At 61.6% G+C, this 16,501-nt stretch carries 13 protein-coding genes; 2 read left to right on the top strand and 11 right to left on the bottom strand.

Annotated features, from left to right (window positions below):
- Positions 1 to 184, bottom strand: a 184-nt coding sequence (locus WCB02_RS04080; RefSeq protein WP_423956558.1) for a GlcG/HbpS family heme-binding protein, incomplete at its 3' end; no start/stop codon positions are given.
- A 763-nt stretch (positions 185 to 947) separates the two neighbouring features.
- Here WCB02_RS04080 and WCB02_RS04075 point away from each other — a divergent pair.
- On the top strand, positions 948 to 6,806 hold the full coding sequence (locus tag WCB02_RS04075) for an ATP-binding sensor histidine kinase (RefSeq protein WP_423956557.1): 5,859 nt from the start codon (positions 948 to 950) through the stop codon (positions 6,804 to 6,806).
- Positions 6,807 to 7,409: 603 nt separating this feature from the next.
- On the opposite strand, the gene WCB02_RS04070 is transcribed toward WCB02_RS04075, so the two are convergent.
- The 7 genes from WCB02_RS04070 to WCB02_RS04040 all read right to left on the bottom strand — a co-directional run bounded on the left by WCB02_RS04070 (position 7,410) and on the right by WCB02_RS04040 (position 12,113).
- Entirely contained in the window at positions 7,410 to 7,808 is a 399-nt protein-coding gene (locus tag WCB02_RS04070) for a response regulator transcription factor (protein WP_423956556.1), read from the bottom strand.
- A 347-nt stretch (positions 7,809 to 8,155) separates the two neighbouring features.
- Positions 8,156 to 8,377, bottom strand: a complete 222-nt coding sequence (locus WCB02_RS04065; RefSeq protein ID WP_423956555.1) for a hypothetical protein — start codon at positions 8,375 to 8,377, stop codon at positions 8,156 to 8,158.
- Positions 8,378 to 8,733: 356 nt separating this feature from the next.
- Positions 8,734 to 9,309, bottom strand: a complete 576-nt coding sequence (locus WCB02_RS04060) for a TorD/DmsD family molecular chaperone (protein ID WP_423956554.1) — start codon at positions 9,307 to 9,309, stop codon at positions 8,734 to 8,736.
- Between the two features lie 89 nt (positions 9,310 to 9,398).
- Positions 9,399 to 10,061 (bottom strand): DUF3306 domain-containing protein, encoded by a 663-nt coding sequence (locus WCB02_RS04055; protein ID WP_423956553.1) that lies wholly within the window; start codon positions 10,059 to 10,061, stop codon positions 9,399 to 9,401.
- Positions 10,058 to 10,567, bottom strand: coding sequence for a DUF3305 domain-containing protein (locus WCB02_RS04050; protein ID WP_423956552.1), 510 nt, complete (start codon positions 10,565 to 10,567; stop codon positions 10,058 to 10,060). Before WCB02_RS04050 ends, WCB02_RS04055 begins: the two co-directional genes overlap by 4 nt.
- Positions 10,564 to 11,577, bottom strand: coding sequence for a DUF6352 family protein (locus tag WCB02_RS04045; RefSeq protein ID WP_423956551.1), 1,014 nt, complete (start codon positions 11,575 to 11,577; stop codon positions 10,564 to 10,566). The genes WCB02_RS04050 and WCB02_RS04045 overlap by 4 nt, the downstream gene beginning before the upstream one ends.
- Entirely contained in the window at positions 11,574 to 12,113 is a 540-nt protein-coding gene (locus WCB02_RS04040; RefSeq protein WP_423956550.1) for a DUF6505 family protein, read from the bottom strand. The genes WCB02_RS04045 and WCB02_RS04040 overlap by 4 nt, the downstream gene beginning before the upstream one ends.
- A 239-nt stretch (positions 12,114 to 12,352) precedes the next feature.
- Between WCB02_RS04040 and WCB02_RS04035 the strand changes: the two genes are divergently transcribed.
- Positions 12,353 to 14,341, top strand: coding sequence for a 4Fe-4S dicluster domain-containing protein (locus WCB02_RS04035; RefSeq protein WP_423956559.1), 1,989 nt, complete (start codon positions 12,353 to 12,355; stop codon positions 14,339 to 14,341).
- Positions 14,342 to 14,410: 69 nt separating this feature from the next.
- On the opposite strand, the gene WCB02_RS04030 is transcribed toward WCB02_RS04035, so the two are convergent.
- From WCB02_RS04030 to WCB02_RS04020, 3 genes are all read right to left on the bottom strand, one after another.
- Entirely contained in the window at positions 14,411 to 15,421 is a 1,011-nt protein-coding gene (locus tag WCB02_RS04030) for a formate dehydrogenase subunit gamma (RefSeq protein ID WP_423956549.1), read from the bottom strand.
- A gap of 56 nt (positions 15,422 to 15,477) precedes the next feature.
- Positions 15,478 to 16,080 (bottom strand): formate dehydrogenase FDH3 subunit beta, encoded by a 603-nt coding sequence (fdh3B, locus tag WCB02_RS04025; protein ID WP_423956548.1) that lies wholly within the window; start codon positions 16,078 to 16,080, stop codon positions 15,478 to 15,480.
- A 13-nt stretch (positions 16,081 to 16,093) separates the two neighbouring features.
- Positions 16,094 to 16,501 (bottom strand): molybdopterin dinucleotide binding domain-containing protein (locus tag WCB02_RS04020; protein WP_423956547.1); only part of this gene is annotated, 408 nt, incomplete at its 5' end.

Raw genomic sequence — 16,501 nt, 5'->3', positions numbered from 1 at the left:
CCTTCGCGGTGAAGGCCTTGTTGATGGCGATGTCGATGCTGCCAAGCCACGCCCCATCCATGCGCACGAATGCCGTCAGGTCGGCGCCGACATCGACGACCGCGATATTCATCGGCTGGCCGATTTGCTTCGCCTTCACGATCCCCGCTTCAATGATCCTTTGCGCCTTTTCCATTGTCATCATCGCAGTCGAACTCCTGATTGAGGACAGTCCGGTCGCCTTCCAAGCCGTCTTGCTCCGGTCGGCCAATGCATCGTGCTGAGGCAGGTGTGCGCTGCGTTCCGCCGATACCATTAAATTTTATTTTAGAATGCACCGCGGTGCGGCCGCGCGCGAAGCATTTGCAACGAAAAGCGGCTGACCGAGGAACGAGGGAAGCGCAGCCTTAAGGAGCTGATCCGTCACGCCAGCGGATTGCTCGACTAGCCCATCAAAACCGATCACCCTTGATAAACAGCTTCATGTCCCAGCGAACGGCGTCGGCGTTCCGCCCCCTCGGTCAGGCCATATCGACGTTGCGGCTCTCTTTCTGGTAACGCTCAGGCGTCGCGGTATCGCCGAGCACGCACATTCATTCACGAGGCGCACAAGCTGCCGGTGGTGCTGGGCCCCCGAGGAAGTGGCGCGGCTACTCGATGCGGCACCCGGCCTCAAATACAAGGCGGCGCTGAACGTAGCCTGCGAACGCCAAATCTCAAGTCACGTTGAGTGTGCGATCATCGGTTACGGCACAACCGCCCCACGCAAAGGGCGGCTTCAAGACTGTTCGGGAAGGGTTCTTCGATGAAAAGCCAACCATCTTGATATCGAAAGATATTCCGCGGCCGTCCGAGTTTCGTCGCCATTCCAACGGCACGGCAGTCACTTCAGTACAGAACTTGACACCTTTGGACCAAGTGTCGTTTCTTAAGCAAAGCTAGAGTAGTCCTCCTGGAAGGAGGTCCTCGTGAATGAGCTCTTGGGCTACGTATTCTCGCCGCTGCGGGAGGGAGGCATCTCCCTCTACCGCGGCTCCGGAGACGGCCTGGCACCGATCCTGCTCGTTGCCGCGGAAGACGCCTCCCCTGAGCGGCTTGAACACGAATATGCGCTCAAGTCCGAACTTGACGCTGGCTGGGCAGCGCGACCGGTCGCGCTGACGCACGACAACGGCCGCATGACGCTGGTGCTCGAGGATCCCGGCGGTACGCCGCTCGATCGGCTGCTTGGCCGGCCACTGGACGTATCGCATTTCCTGCACATTGCGATCCCTCTCGCGGTGGCGATTCGCCAGATTCATGAGCGTGGTCTCATCCACAAGGACATCAAGCCTGCAAATATCCTGGTGGATGCGGCAAGCGGCGGCGTGTGGCTGACGGGGTTCGGCATTGCCTCGCGTCTGCCGCGCGAGCGCCAGGCTCCCGCCCCGCCGGAGGTGATCGCCGGCACGCTCGCCTACATGGCGCCGGAACAAACCGGCCGGATGAACCGCTCGGTGGACTCCCGGAGCGATCTCTATTCTTTAGGAGTCACCTTCTACGAAATGTTGACGGGGCGGCTCCCCTTCGCTGCCGCCGATCCGGTGGAGTGGGTGCACTGTCATGTCGCGCGGCAAACGACACCGCCGGATGAGCGGGTCACGGGCATCCCGGGACCGCTCTCGGCAATCGTGATGAAGCTCCTCGCCAAGATTGCCGACGAACGCTACCAGACCGCCGCGGGCATTGAGGCCGATCTGCGGCGCTGCCTGGCGGAATGGCAGTCGCACGGTCGGATCGACTCGTTCTCGCTTGGCGCTTCCGATTTATCGGATCGTCTGCTGATCCCGGAGAAGCTTTACGGCCGCGAGCGCGAGATCGAAGCGCTGCTCGATTCTTTCAACCGCGTCGTAGCCGACGGCACGCCGGAGCTCGTGCTCGTCTCTGGCTATTCCGGGATCGGCAAGTCCTCGGTGGTAAACGAGCTGCACAAGGCGCTCGTCCCGCCGCGTGGGCTGTTCGCGGCCGGCAAGTTCGACCAATACAAGCGCGACATCCCATACGCCACGGTGGGCCAGTCCCTGCAGAGCCTGGTCCGCTCGCTGCTCAGCCAGAGCGAGGCCGAACTTGGCCGCTGGCAAACCTCCCTCATCGATGCGCTGGGCCCGAATGGTAAGCTCATGGTCAACCTCGTTCCCGAACTGGAGCTTATAATTGGCAAACAGCCACCGATCGCGGACCTGCCACCGCAGGAAGCGCAGAACCGCTTCCAGATGGTATTCAGGCGGTTCCTAGGGGTGTTCGCGCGAAAGGAGCATCCGCTCGCGCTGTTCTTCGATGACCTGCAGTGGCTGGATGCAGCAACGCTCGACCTCCTCGAGCATCTGGTCACGCACTCCGAAGTGCGGCACCTGCTGTTGGTCGGCGCCTACCGCGACAATGAGGTCAGTCCCGCGCACCTGCTTCGGCGAACGCTGGAAGCGATCCGCACAGCCGGAGCGCGAGTCCAGGAGATCGTACTGGCACCCCTCGAGTCCGACGATGTGGGCCGGCTCATCGCTGACGCGCTCCACTGCAAGCCGGAGCGCGCACGGCCCTTGGCGCAACTGGTGCAGGAGAAGACCGGCGCCAATCCGTTCTTCGCGATCCAGTTCTTGACTGCGCTGGTCGAAGAGGGGCTGCTCGCGTTCGACCCGGTCACGCGGGCGTGGCAATGGGACATGAATCGCATCCGGGCTAAGAGCTATACCGACAACGTGGTGGATCTCATAGCCGGGAAGCTGAAGCGGTTTTCCATCACCACTCAGGAAGCCCTGAAACAGCTCGCCTGCCTGGGCAACGTCGCCCCGATCGCAACTCTGGCCCTGGTTCTCGGGACAACGGACGAGGCGGTGCCCGCGGCACTCTGGGAAGCCGTTCGCGCCGGACTCGTCTTTCGCGAGGACAGCGCCTACAAATTTCTGCACGACCGGATCCAGCAGGCGGCTTATTCGCTGATTCCCGGAGGACAGCGGGCCGAAGTCCACCTGCGCATCGGCCTCGTACTGCTCGCGAGCATGACGCAGGACGATCTCGCCGAGCATCTGTTCGATGTCGCAAACCAGCTCAATCGGGGCGCCGGGCTGCTGGTCGACCGGGACGAGAAAGCGCAGGTGGCGACGATCGACTTGCGTGCCGGGCGAAAGGCCAAGGCATCGGCGGCCTATGCGTCGGCGTCCACGTATTTAGCGGCCGGCATGGCGCTGTTGGACGAAAGGGATTGGGGTAGCCGGTACGAGTTGACGTTGAGCCTCTGGCTGGAACGTACCGAATGCGAGTTCCTGACCGGTAACTTTGACATAGCAGAGCAACTAATTGGGGAACTGTTGGAGCGCGCGGCGTCGAAAGTCGACCGGGCGGCCGTCTACCACCTGAAGGTCGATTTCCATGTCATTAAGTCGCAAAAGCAGCAGGCTGTGGCCAGCGCGCTCGCGTGCCTGTGCCTGTTTGGCATTGACCTCCCGGCACACCCGAGCTGGGAACAGGTCCAGGCTGAATACGAGACGGTCTGGCAGACCCTCAAGGGGCGCCCGATCGAGAGCCTGCTCGATCTGCCGCGGATGACCGATCCGGAACTGCAGGCCGCCATGCAGGTGTTCTCGGTCCTTACTCCTGCCGCCTACTTTACCGACTTTCACTTCTTTTGCTTGTTCGCGTGCCGCATGGTGAGCATCAGCATGCAGCACGGGATTAGCGGCGCTTCCGCGCACGGCCATGCTCTTCTCGGGTTTATCCTCGGCCCGGTCTTCCACCGGTACGGTGAGGGTTATCGTTTCGCCAAGTTGGCATGCGACCTTGTCGAGAAACACGGCTTTATCGCCTACCAGGCGAAGGCCTACCGTGTGACGACAAGGGTTGCCTTCTGGACGCAGCCGATTGCGACCGTGATCGATTTCAATCGGGCGGCTTTTCGCACCGCGATCGAGACGGGCGATCTGACCTCCGCTTGCTTCAGCATGGACCGATCCGTCACGGTCCTTATACTGCGGAGCGATCCGCTCGACGCGGTGTGGCGCGAGTCGGAGAAGAGCCTGGACTTCGTCCGGAAAGCCGGGTTCCGCGACATGGCGGATGCCATCGTCAGCCAGCAACGCTTCATCGCGACCATGCGGGGCCGCACCGCAACGTTCTCCACCTTCAGCGATGCGCAGTTCGACGAGGCGACATTCGAGGCGCAGCTGACGGGGGAACGGATGACCTTGATGGTCTGCTGCTTTTACTGGATCCTTAAACTGAAGGCGCGGTTCCTGTCAGGCGACTACGCCGAGGCTCTCGCGGCAGCCGACAAGGCGAAGCCGCTCCTTTGGGCCGCAGCCGCTCAGATCCAGTCACTCGACTACTTCTATTATGCGGCGCTGACGGTGGCGGCACTCTATGAGGAGGCTTCTGACGACGAGCAGACTGGGTGGCGCGACCTCCTGACGACGCACCGCGAACAGCTGCGCGAGTGGGCCGACAACTATCCACCGACGTTCGGTGACAAATACACGCTGGTGGCGGCCGAGATCGCGCGCCTCGAAGGGCGAGACCTCGACGCCATGCGCCTGTACGAGCAGGCTATTCAGTCGGCTCGCGAGCACGGTTTCGTGCAGAACGAAGGCCTGGCCCATGAGTTGGCCGCGCGGTTCTATGGCGCGCGCGGCGTCGAAACGATCGCCCGCGCCTGTCTGCGAAGCGCGCGGCACTGTTATCTCCGCTGGGGCGCGTTCGGCAAGGTGCGACAACTCGAACAGCTCCACCCGCATCTGCGCGACGCGCCAGTCCTTGCATCTCCTACCGCTACGATCGGCGCACCCGTCGAGCAGCTGGATGTCGGGACGGTGGTCAAGGCATCGCAGGCGTTATCCAGTGAGATCCTGCTCGACAAGCTCCTCAAGACATTGCTGCGGATCGCGGTTGAACATGCCGGCGCCGAGCGTGGTCTGCTTATCCTGTTCGAAGGCGACAAGCCACAGACCGCGGCGGAAGCGATGACCGGCCGCGGCCAGGTCGAGGTTACGCTGCGCCAGACGCCGGTGTCATCGGCGGAGCTTCCCGAATCCATGCTCCAATATGTGATCCGGACCCGTGAAAGCGTGATCCTCGATGACGCCTCGGCGGAGAATCCGTTCTCGCCGGATGAGTACATCTGTCAGAAGCGCGCCCGGTCGGTCCTCTGCCTGCCTCTGGTGAAGCAGGCCAAGCTGATCGGGGCGCTCTATCTCGAGAACAAGCTGGCATCGCACGCATTCACGCCGACGCGGATCTCTGTACTGGAACTGCTGGCGTCGCAAGCGGCGATCTCTCTGGAAAACGCCCTTCTGTACAACGCTCTCGAGGAACGGGAGGCGAGGATCCGCCGCCTGGTCGACTCGAACATCATCGGCATCATGATCGGGGATGCTCACGGCCGGATCATCGAAGCCAATGAGGCCTTTCTCGACTTGTTGGGCTACGGTCCCGAGGACCTTGTCTCGGATCGGATAAAGTGGACGAAGCTGACGCCTCCCGAGTGGGCCGCCGCCGACCAGGTTGCAATAGCCCAGCTGGGCGCGACCGGGACCTGCAAGCCGTACGAGAAGGAGTACTTCCGCAAGGATGGCAGCCGCGTGCCGGTTCTGGTCGGAGGAGCCTTTTTTGAGCAGAAACGAGAGCAGGGCGTTGTCTTTGTCATCGATATGACGGAGCGCAAGCGGGCCGAAGAAGCGCTCCGCGAGAGCGAGGAGCGCTTTCGGGACTATGCCGAAACGGCCTCAGACTGGCTCTGGGAAACCGGACCAGATCACCGGACCATCAGCATATCGGAGCACGTCGACGCGGTTGGCATCGTGCCCTCACGGGTACCCGGGGTAATTCGCTGGGAAATTGCAAGCGATGTCGAATCCGAACCCGAAAAATGGCGACTACATCGGGAGACGCTCGATAAACGTCAGCCATTTCGTGATTTCGTCTATAGCACCTTAAACGAGAACGGATCTCCAGTATATGTTCGAGTAAGCGGCAAGCCGGTGTTCGATGCAAAGGGAAACTTTCTCGGCTATCGAGGCACCGGCGCCGATATTACTCCAATCATCCGTGCAGATCACGCCGAAGAGGCGCTGCGCAAAGCGCAGCTGGAACTCGTACATGCTAATCGCGTCACCACGATGGGTCAGCTCACGGCCTCGATCGCTCATGAAGTGAGGCAACCTATCGGCGCCACCGTCACCAACGCGCAAGCCGCCTTGCGCTTCCTCGGCGCCGAGGTGGTCGATATGACCGAGTTGCGGGAAATCCTTATTGACATCGTCAAGGACGGAAATCGCGCCGGCGAGGTGATCGGCCGGATCAGCGCTCTCACCAAGAAAACGCCGCCGCGCAGGGACGATCTGGAAATCAACGGAGCGATCCGTGAGGTCGTCGAATTCACCCGGGGAGAAGCACTGAAGAACCACGTCTCGGTGCACACCGAGCTCGCCGAAAGCCTGCCGCTCGTTCGGGGAGATCGAGTCGAACTGCAGCAGGTGATTCTCAACCTGATCATCAACGGCATTGAAGCCATGCAATCGGTCGACGATCGGCCACGCGAACTCGTGATCCGATCCGTTCAGGACGAGACGCAACAAGTGCGGATCAGCGTGACGGATCGCGGCGTCGGGATATCCGCCCAGAATGCGGACCAGCTATTCAACCCCTTCTTCACCACCAAATCCAGTGGCATGGGCATGGGACTCTCGATCTGCCGTTCGATCGTGGAAGCCCACGGTGGCCGGCTGTGGGTCACGGCAAACGCACCCCGCGGCGCCACGTTTCAGTTAACACTACCGGTGAACGCGGACGGTGCGTCGTGAGGTCGTGCTCACAGCCGTCCAAAGACGGATGGCCCCGCAAGTTCAGAGGCGAGTGCCAGGACGCTTACCGGTCGAGCGACTGGTTCGCAGCGACTACCCCATGCAGACAATCTGCCTTCGAACTGAGCGGGTTCAGGTTACCAGCGCTGGGAGCTCAAGCTGCCGCTCGCGTGCCAAAGGACAGGCTCCATCGCGCCAACGCTTCACGGATAGAAAAAATGGGTAGTAGCCGAAATCGAACATTCACAGCTTCGAAATAGGCCACTTTCTAACAGCGAATTTAGTAGGCATCTGCGGACGGCGAACCTAAATCAGAGCTGTGTCGGACCATACCCCGGCATCAGCCCCGAGACGGCTCCAGCTCGCCCCCCCGCGCTGGAGCCGCCTTCCTTGGCTGCGCGCGTCAGAGACTTGGAGCTGAAAGGAAGCGGTTTTCCTACGCCGAAGTCCCAGCGCCGGACGAAACGGTCGTGTTCGCAGCTGTCTCCTCCAGTCGCCGAAGCGCTGGCGTTCCGCGCCAGAAACTCGCGGCCAAGCCATGTCCAATTCCCCGCGCACGCCGGATCTCGAGCCAATTCTCGCGGGGTGCCGTTGCGGGAAGCCCTACGATAACAACGCATGTTTCGCAATTGCCTCGCGGACGCAACTCGGCAGATAGCTTCCCAGGTGCATTTTCTCGACAACCAAAACCGCAATTGCCGCGGCTCGGTCGCGTACGTATTTGTTGGGATCGCCTGTGATGAGAATGGCCGGGATCGAAACTCCCCGACCACGTAGCGCGCTGACCAGTTCCAGTCCATTCATTGCGGGCATGTGGTAATCTACGACCAGGCACCCAAATTCCGGTACGCTCGCTTCGTTGAGCAAATCGCGGCCATCGGAAAAGGCACAGACCTCAAAGCCCTCACTCTCCATCAACCTTCTGACGGAATTCCGCACGCCCTCGTCGTCATCAACGACGAAGACGACTTGCTTGGCAAGCTCCGGCGGAGGCTGACTCATCGACAAATTGGTTCCATTGCCATACAGGAACAGGGCTATATCGCTCCTTAAATCACGAAAATTTTGAAGACCGATTGATCTAAGACAAACCCGGCCCAAGCAGGTGCAGGAACGGCGGCGGCCGCCGCAGGTACCGAGACTCTTTCGGCCGGCGAGGAGCCCCGGTCGGCCCCCTTGGCGCCACAACGCCAGATGCCGGCGCGAGCCATCTTCTCGGTGCAGGGTTCGTTCCCTGGGGAATGGAGAAACGTCGCCGGGCGTCACGTCGATCAGTTGAGCTGGTACACCGCACTCCCGTGCCCGCAAGCGCTCCGCCTGAGATACTCCTTGGCATTTCCGCCGACTGTCTACTTGGCGCCCTGTTGCTTCGCCATCGTCGGATAGATCAACGATTGGTCCTCGACGTCTTGGACCGGAAGTTTGTCCACGCCGGCCATCGTATGCAATTCTTTCAATGATGGCATCGCGGCGCTCGATAGCTCAAGCGTGGGGGTTGGCGATCGGAGTATTGAGGTGGCGATTACAGCTAGAACAACCAACGTGACAGCATAAAGCATCAGGCGCATCATGAGACGTCTCCGTTTCGCAAATCGGTCGGCGAGGCTGCGGGAAGGTTAGAGGCAGAACTGAATACAATGGTAGTATCAAAACCAGCTTACTGACCTTTGAGGCCAATCAAAGGCCCCCCTCCGCCGGTCCAAAACCCGCAACCTGAACCGCTATATTCTTGCGCTGGGTTCTGTGAACGCGGCCGCAGAACGTTCCTGCACGACACTGTCCAGAACGATCGCCGCTCCAACCGCAATCGCGACGGCAACAAAGCATGCGGTAATGAATGCTTGCACAGTGTTTCTCCCGTCTCCTCCGGACCCCGCTTTGGCCCGGCGCCGTCCGGCAAATAATATCGCTTACCGGGATCCGATATTCAAGCCGAGAGGGCAAAGGCTTCCGCTTCAATCTCAATGAAGACGCGGCCGAGGGAGCCGACGCGCGCATAGAAATCAGCCGATCTGGCGCCTTCCAGTTCGATGAAAAAGCGCCTGACCCAGCCAGCGAGGTAGTTTTCGAAGAACTCCCGATCGGCGCCCGCCCTACCCGTAATATTTCCTGCGACAAGACCTGCCATGACCTCGCAGAGGATCGCGATGTGATCCTCGGGCTCCGAATGCTCCGCCGCCGTTTCAATTCCGAAATTCTGGAATGTCTGCCGCAACCGCACCAGCGGCCGTCCGTAGAGCGAACCCGCCAGATAGTGAGATGCATACGGCAACAACGAGTCCTGCCCGAGACCGGAGAACAGATCAAAGAACTCTCGCGCAACGTCGGGCTCGTCCGTTTTGGCCGCTGCCTCGCCGAGCGCCGCGTGCGCGAGTCCGAGCGGACTGGCATCACCGCGCAGCAGGGCCAGGCGCCGCAGCAATTCGGCATTTGGACTGTGTGACAGCAACGCGGCCAGCAGCTCATACTCCCGGGCACGGGCGCGATCGATCTCATCGCTCACACGCGCGGAGGAATTTTGAGACCCGGACTCAAGCATCCATTGCATCCTCAACCTGCGATACACGACTGTGAAAGGTACGAACTCGGATCTTATCGTGGCAAAGCGCTGCCGTGCGAACGACGATTTCGTCCGGTTTCGCGATCGTTGCCGACAGCCGAATCTTCTCCGCTCCCGTCCTCTCGTATGCCGGAACCATTGGCCGATGTGAAAACGTCAGATGTTGCCGATGCGCTTTGAGTAACGTCGGTAGGCCTGGGATCGATTGCGGGGGGCAAAGGCTGTTCCACCTCGGGGATCATCTCGGCCAGATTGTCATATCCTTCCAGTGCCCGTGCCAGCAGGCCCGGCACGCTGTCCTGCGCCTGCGACGGACCAAATCCCGGTATCGCGTTCGGGTCGTTAAAATCCCATTGGTTCTCAGCGATGCCAATAAAATCGCGAATCGCCGGATCGCTCGCCCAGGCCTGTCGGAGCGCCGCACGGGTCAATGCGGCGGGGACGCGACTTTGCAGAAATCCGCTTATGTCGGTATTTGCGGTGATGGCATCAATCGATGGCAAACCAGCGAGATCAAAGCGCTGTTCGGTCGTCGCATCATCTCGTGGTTGCGAAAGTGGGGCTTCCGCACTGCCGGCCGCCACGTCCGACGTCGAAAGGGGTGGCGTCTTGGTCGACTCCTCTGTCGCGATCGAGGACTTGGCGTCGCGCTTCAATCGCGCCCAGCGCGAGACAAACTTCTCGGGCGCGGTCACGACTTGTCCTCCTGTCCGTTTCTGCGTAGCGCAAGCACGGGCTGCGACGCCTTGCGCCGCCGCTTGAGAAACGGCCGCTCAGTGTGATGTTCGGCAATGAAGTCAGCGACGGCCGCCAAAACATCCGGCGGCATTGGCACGGTCTCCACCAGATTGTGGCCCGCGTCGGTGAAGGCCTCGCCTTCGGCCGGATCCGCCGTCACGGTAACGAGCTCATAAGGGGGCACGTTCGCAGTGGGACGCATGATCACCCACAGCGCGGGCGCGCCGGACGCGAGATTATTGCGATAACCCAAAGTTTCGGTGCGGTGCAACTCAACTAACGCCTCTCCCGCGTAGAACAAAGTCGCTTCCGCTTCGGTACCGAGCGGCGTCCAGGGCGCCGCCGACGCCTTTCCGACAAATACCGAGACCGGTCGCCATAGAAAATCGACCCACGTGCTCCTGGCCTTGCGTCGTTCGACCACGACGCCAACCGCAATTCGCGCGAGAGCTGTTGATCTCAACTGACGCCCTCCTCATCCCGAATTGGCAGGCCGGTTACCAGATTTTGCGGCTTCAGCCGCAACACCTCGTCGGGCGCCATGGCCATCATCAGGTACACCGGTTCCCCCCTCATCCTTTCGATCATATCCGCAGGCTCAAGGAAGGTCAGCCGGAAAAGGCCGACCAGCTGGGCTCGCATCGCATCACTGAACTCGCCGCCATTCCAGATTTCATCGCCGATGCGTGTGGCGTCAGAACTCAAGCCCACATACCATGACAATCGCGCATCGCGAAGTTCGGTCAACGCCTCGATGGCGACATCGACGGCAAGCAGGTGGGAGAGCCAGCGTGTGACAACATCGCCAAGCGCGGCGAGGCCGCGCCGGCCGGCTGCGAGGTCGAGCGCCATGTCAAAGCGGTCGCTGCGCTGCCAGTAGCCTGCCGCGGTAGCGTCGTCGAGCAGGTCAATGTCAAACGTCGCAGGCAAGCCAAGCAATCCGGTCAGCGGCGATCGAGGCTGCCGATCGAGCGGAGATTCCGTCTCCTCGTCGACCGCGATGACCGAACCTTCACCAATCACGAGTTTCTGCGGGCGGAAGAACATTTCGGCGGCGCGGAGCGTGAAAGCATCGTCGCAATCGTCGAGCGCATTGCGCAAGATTGAGTGCACCAATTGGTTGATCAGAACGTGGGGAAATCTGATATTGCGCCTGAAAATCGCGAGATACGCGGCTTCCAGGTTGAGGTGTTTCACAAGATGATCACGCCACGAAATCATCATCTGCCAGTTTTCCCGCGCGTCGGCGTCGGAGATGGCGGCAATCCTGGATACGGGGACGAACAGCCGCGGGTCGCGCAACAACGAACGGTGCAGCTCTCGTTCTGCGGCGCATGCATCCTTCGGCGGCACGAGCTCAGGGCGCGCCAGGTAAGCTTTGAGGAATTCGTCCGTCACGAGCAACCGGCCGCTAGCATCGCGATCGAGCAAATGGTGGCCGCTGGAGCGCCAGAAATCGCGCGACGCACTCACCGACCCGCTCCTTTCCCAAGCAAAGCGAGATCGAGATGCTCAATCGGCAGATCTTCGTCGCCAACCACTTCCAGAAACGCGAGCGCGCTTGCGTGGTCGCCCCCACCGCGTGGATGCAGCGTGCGGAATAACTCGCGGATCGCCCCATCCTCGTGGCGTCTGGTAACGGCGACGAGCACTCCGGGCGCATGATCGCAGAGCGATGCGGCGAAACTCGTCTCTTCCTCGGCGGCCTCCCGGGCGCTTGCTAGGTTGGGCGCCCCGAAATGCGCGACCAGTTGCGCCGCGAGCCCATCGACGACGCTTCGACGATCGAGTTCAGTCGCTTCGACGATCTGTACCAGCGTCGAGCGGCCGAGCGAACTCACTCCCAGAAAACCAGCTCGGAATGCAGCGCGCGCCTTGCCATGTAAACTGGCCGGGTCGATATGAGCAAAAGCGAATGCGCCCGACACGGCCCATTCACAAGGCTCCGCCGCCGTCTCGAAAACGAACGAATCCGACGCATCCAGCCGGATGGTACGCAACAGCTTCACCGCTTTGGTCCTTCGGTGATCGGATCAGACTCTATCTCCGCGCCCGACGATGACGGCATTCCGAGCCCCGATATCGCTGCGCGCTTCGCCATCGCGTTTTTGCCTTCACCACTATATACTTCCCGCGAATTCCGGCCAGTCGCAGTTCGTGGCGAGGGACCTGCGACTGCCTACAAGAAGTTGTGAGAGTGATGGCTGAGTCCGGGAGACATCTCCTGATCTGCTCGTGCGACGGCACGATGCCTCTCGATCTCGACGCCGTCCGCCGCGGTTGCCGTGGCGAGCCGATGACCGCGACCGAGCTCTGCCGCGCCGAGCTCGATCGCTTCCGGGCCATTGCGGCAAAGGAGACGCCACTTACGGTCGGCTGCACGCAGCAGGCGGCCTTGTTCTCGGAGGCGGCAGCGGAAGCCGACCGGGCAAGTCCGATCCAGTTCGCCAATATTCGGGAATCCGCCGGATGGTCGAGCGAAGCGGCCCGAACGGGACCCAAGATGGCCGCGCTGCTCGCCGCGGCAGCGGAGCCGATGCCGTCTGAGCCGTTCGTGGAGTTGAAAAGCGACGGCGTTATCCTGATTTGCGGCCGCGACGAGGTGGCCGTCGAAGCCGGCAACCTGCTCAAGGATCATCTCGACGTCACCGTCTTGATTGAACCACCCGTCGCGATCGGGCCGCCACGCATAGCCGAATTTCCGGTGGCGAAAGGCAAGGTCAGGAACGCCAAAGGCCATCTCGGCGCGTTCGAGGTCATGGTCGATGATTTCGCCATGCCTGCGCCATCCTCACGCGGCACATTGGTGTTTGGCTCGTCGCGCAATGATACGCGGTCGAATTGCGACATCATTTTGGATTTGACCGGCGGCCCGGCGTTTTTCCCCGCAGCCGATTTGCGCGATGGTTATCTGCGCGCCGATCCCAACCATCCTGCCGCGATGCTGCGAGCGGTCCTCAAGGCGCGTGACCTGGTCGGCAGGTTTGAAAAGCCTCGCTATGTCGCTTTCGATGCCGGGCGATGCGCCCATTCGCGTTCGCAGGTGACGGGTTGCACGCGCTGCCTCGATCTTTGTCCGACGGGAGCGATCACACCCGCCGGCGATCACGTGGCGGTCGATGCGAACATCTGCGCGGGTTGCGGGCAGTGTGCGGCTGCCTGCCCGACCGGTGCTGCGTCCTACGCGCTGCCGCCGGAAGACGCTATGATGCGCAAGTTGCGGGCGATGCTTCTCGCTTATCGCGAAGCTGGCGGCGAGCAGGCGATTGTGTTGCTGCATGACGATTCCCATGGCGCGCCGCTGATCGATTCGCTCGCGCGGTTTGGCGAGGGGCTGCCGGCGCGCGTGTTGCCATTCGCGGTCAACGAGATTACGCAACTGGGCCTTGAGTTTGTCGCAGCCGGCTTTGCCTATGGCGCCGTTGCGATGCGGTTGCTGCTGCGGGCACGGCCGCGCCACGACGTCACCGGCTTGATGCAAACGCTAGGGCTGGCGGGACCGATCCTCGACGGATTAGGCTTCGGCGGCACCCGGATCGCGACCATCGAGACGGATGATCCGGAATCACTTGGCGCTGCGCTGCGTGCAATACCGTCGCTGCCGGCGGCGCCGCGTGCGGCGAGCTTCCGGCCGGTGGGCAGAAAGCGCGACGTGCTGCGCTTTGCGCTCGGTGAGCTTCATCGCGCCGCTCCGCTCCCAACCGACATCATCGCCCTGCCCGAAGGCGCGCCGTTCGGGGCGGTGGAGGTCGACGATGGCGGCTGCACCCTATGTCTGTCCTGCGTATCGGCGTGCCCGACCGGCGCATTGCGCGACGACCCTGAACGGCCGATGCTGCGCTTTGCCGAAGACGCCTGCGTGCAGTGCGGGCTATGCAAGGCAACGTGCCCGGAACAGGTCATTACGCTGAGGCCTCAGCTCGATTTTAGCGCCGGCAGGGCCCCTGCCCGCGTGCTGAAGGAAGAGGAGCCGTTCTGCTGCATCCGCTGCGGCAAGCCGTTCGGCGTCAAGAGCACGATCGAACGTGTGGTGGCGAAGCTCGAAAGCAAGCACTGGATGTATGCCGGCTCATCGCGGCGCCTCGACATCATCAGGATGTGCGACGATTGCCGCGTCGCCGTCGCCGCCGAGGAAGGTTTCGATCCTCACGCCGTGAAAAGGCAGCCCGCTCGTACCACCGATGATTATCTGCGTGAGCAGGAAGCGCAGGGGCGCAACAGCGGAGACGACAGCTGAAGCGCTGCATCTTCTCGCTATTGCGGCTAAATCAATTCGACCCAGACGGATCAGCCATCTCCCGTCGGCTCATTCGGCCGGCGCCGCCGAAGGCGCTTCCGGCCGGTTCTCGTTTGCAAGCTGTCGGGCAAGCCAGAGATCGTGATGTTCTTTTGCCCAGTTGAGATCGACCTGGCCTGTGCCCATGGCCTCAAACGCACCCTCCATGCCGAGCGTGCCGATATAGATGTGGGCCAGGATCAGCGCAACGAATAAAATCGCGACAACAGCATGTGCGACCTGGGCGAGTTGCATGTCGGCAATGTTGGTTCCGTAGAAGGGAAACAGCAGCAGAAGTCCCGACAACGACACCGCGACGCCGGCCGCAACGGAAAGCCAATAAACGAGCTTCTCGCCGAGATTAAAGCGTCCCGCCGGCGCATGTTTGCCCCTGATGAAACCTCCACCTTGCCTCAGCCAGTCGAGGTCCACCCTTTCCGGGAGATTGTCCTTCAAAAAAATCAACACAATTAGGGCAAGTCCCGCCATGAATGCGAAGCTGGTAAAATTGTGCACATACTTTGCCGACTCGGAGAGGCGTGAGAATGCGTCCGGACCGATCAGCGGCAGCAGCACGATCTTGCCGAAGGTGATATTGAGCCCGGTCAGGCCGAGAGCGACGAACGATACCGCCGTCAGCCAATGTGAAAATCTTTCAAACGCCTTGAAGCGGAGGACTTTCTGCCCTGAACGCCCGGCTGCGATCCGGATCCGTCCCAAAATCAGATAGGCCAAGCCGAGCAGCGCGATGGTGCCGAGGATCACGATCGCCCCGCCCCAATGCAGCAGGACCTCATGGAAATAATCCCAGGAGCGTCCCGCCGGCTGGATCAGCACGGCCGCTTTGCTGTCGGGAATGTCGATGCGCCCTTCGACGCGGGGAAACCGCTTCAGCAGGTCGCGCTCGCTGGTAACGCTCGCGGTTGGATCAGGTGCGCCGTCAGGACCGAGCTTCTGAGCCATCGCCTGCCCGGAGGACGCGGCGATCCCGAGCAGAACCACAGCGAAGAGCACCAGGCGAATCCGCGCAAGAAACGTCATCAGAATGATCCCATTCCTGCATCCCATTCCTGCAACCGTGCTCAAGGCCCGTTCGCTCAGACATCGATGCCCTCGTGATACGCCGTCAGCCAGCCCCACGCGCCGGAACCATAGCCGCGTTTCAAGACGCGCTCCTTGTAGATCTGCGCGATGATATCGCCATCGCCCGCGAGCAATGACTTGGTGGAGCACATTTCGGCACAGAGCGGCAGCTTGCCCTCGCCGAACCGGTTGGAGCCGTATTTCGCAAACTCCTCGGCGCTGCCGGCAGGCTCATCGCCGCCGCCCCCGGCGCAGTAGGTGCATTTATCCATCTTGCCGCGGGAGCCGAAATTGCCGACCTTCGGATATTGCGGCGCTCCGAACGGGCAGGCGTAGAAGCAATAGCCGCAGCCGATGCAAACGTCCTTCGAATGCAGCACGATACCGTCTTCGGTCGGATAGATGCAGTTGACCGGACACACCGCCGCGCAGGGCGGGTCGGTGCAATGCATGCAGGCCATCGATACCGAGCGTTCGCCGGGCTTGCCGTCATTGATGGTGACGACACGCCGGCGATTGATGCCCCAGGGCACCTCGTTCTCGTTCTTGCACGCGGTGACGCAGGCGTTGCAATCGATGCAGCGGTCCGCGTCACAAAGGAATTTCATGCGCGCCATTGCTTCCGCCCTCTCACGCCGCTCTGATCTGGCAAAGCGTGGCCTTCGGTTCCTGCATGCCGGTCGCAGGGTCGTAGCCGTACGTCGTCAGCGTGTTGACGCTCTCGCCGAGCACGATGGGATCGGACCCCTTTGGATATTTGGCGCGAAGATCGGCGCCTTCGAACCAGCCCGCGAAATGATAGGGCATCCAGGCCACGCCCCTGCCCACCCGCTCGGTCACCAGAGCCTTCATCCGCGTCCTTGAGCGATTCTCCGGTCCCAGCACCCAGACCCATCCACCGTCCTTGATGCCCCGATCAAGGGCATCCGCCGGATTGATCTCGACATACATGTGCTGCTTCAACTCGGCGAGCCACTTGTTGGAGCGTGTTTCCTCGCCGCCGCCTTCATATTCCACGAGCCTGCCGGAGCTCAGGAT

It is taken from the genome of Bradyrhizobium sp., assembly GCF_049581145.1.
GTDB lineage: Bacteria > Pseudomonadota > Alphaproteobacteria > Rhizobiales > Xanthobacteraceae > Bradyrhizobium.
This window is presented reverse-complemented; position numbering and strand designations above follow the sequence as displayed.

Coding starts and splice junctions, on each gene's coding strand:
- WCB02_RS04030 (WP_423956549.1), bottom strand. CDS start 15,421: ATGACGTTTCTTGCGCGGATTCGCCTGGTGCTCTTCGCTGTGGTTCTG.
- WCB02_RS04035 (WP_423956559.1), top strand. CDS start 12,353: ATGCCTCTCGATCTCGACGCCGTCCGCCGCGGTTGCCGTGGCGAGCCG.
- fdh3B (WP_423956548.1), bottom strand. CDS start 16,080: ATGGCGCGCATGAAATTCCTTTGTGACGCGGACCGCTGCATCGATTGC.
- WCB02_RS04065 (WP_423956555.1), bottom strand. CDS start 8,377: ATGATGCGCCTGATGCTTTATGCTGTCACGTTGGTTGTTCTAGCTGTA.
- WCB02_RS04070 (WP_423956556.1), bottom strand. CDS start 7,808: ATGAGTCAGCCTCCGCCGGAGCTTGCCAAGCAAGTCGTCTTCGTCGTT.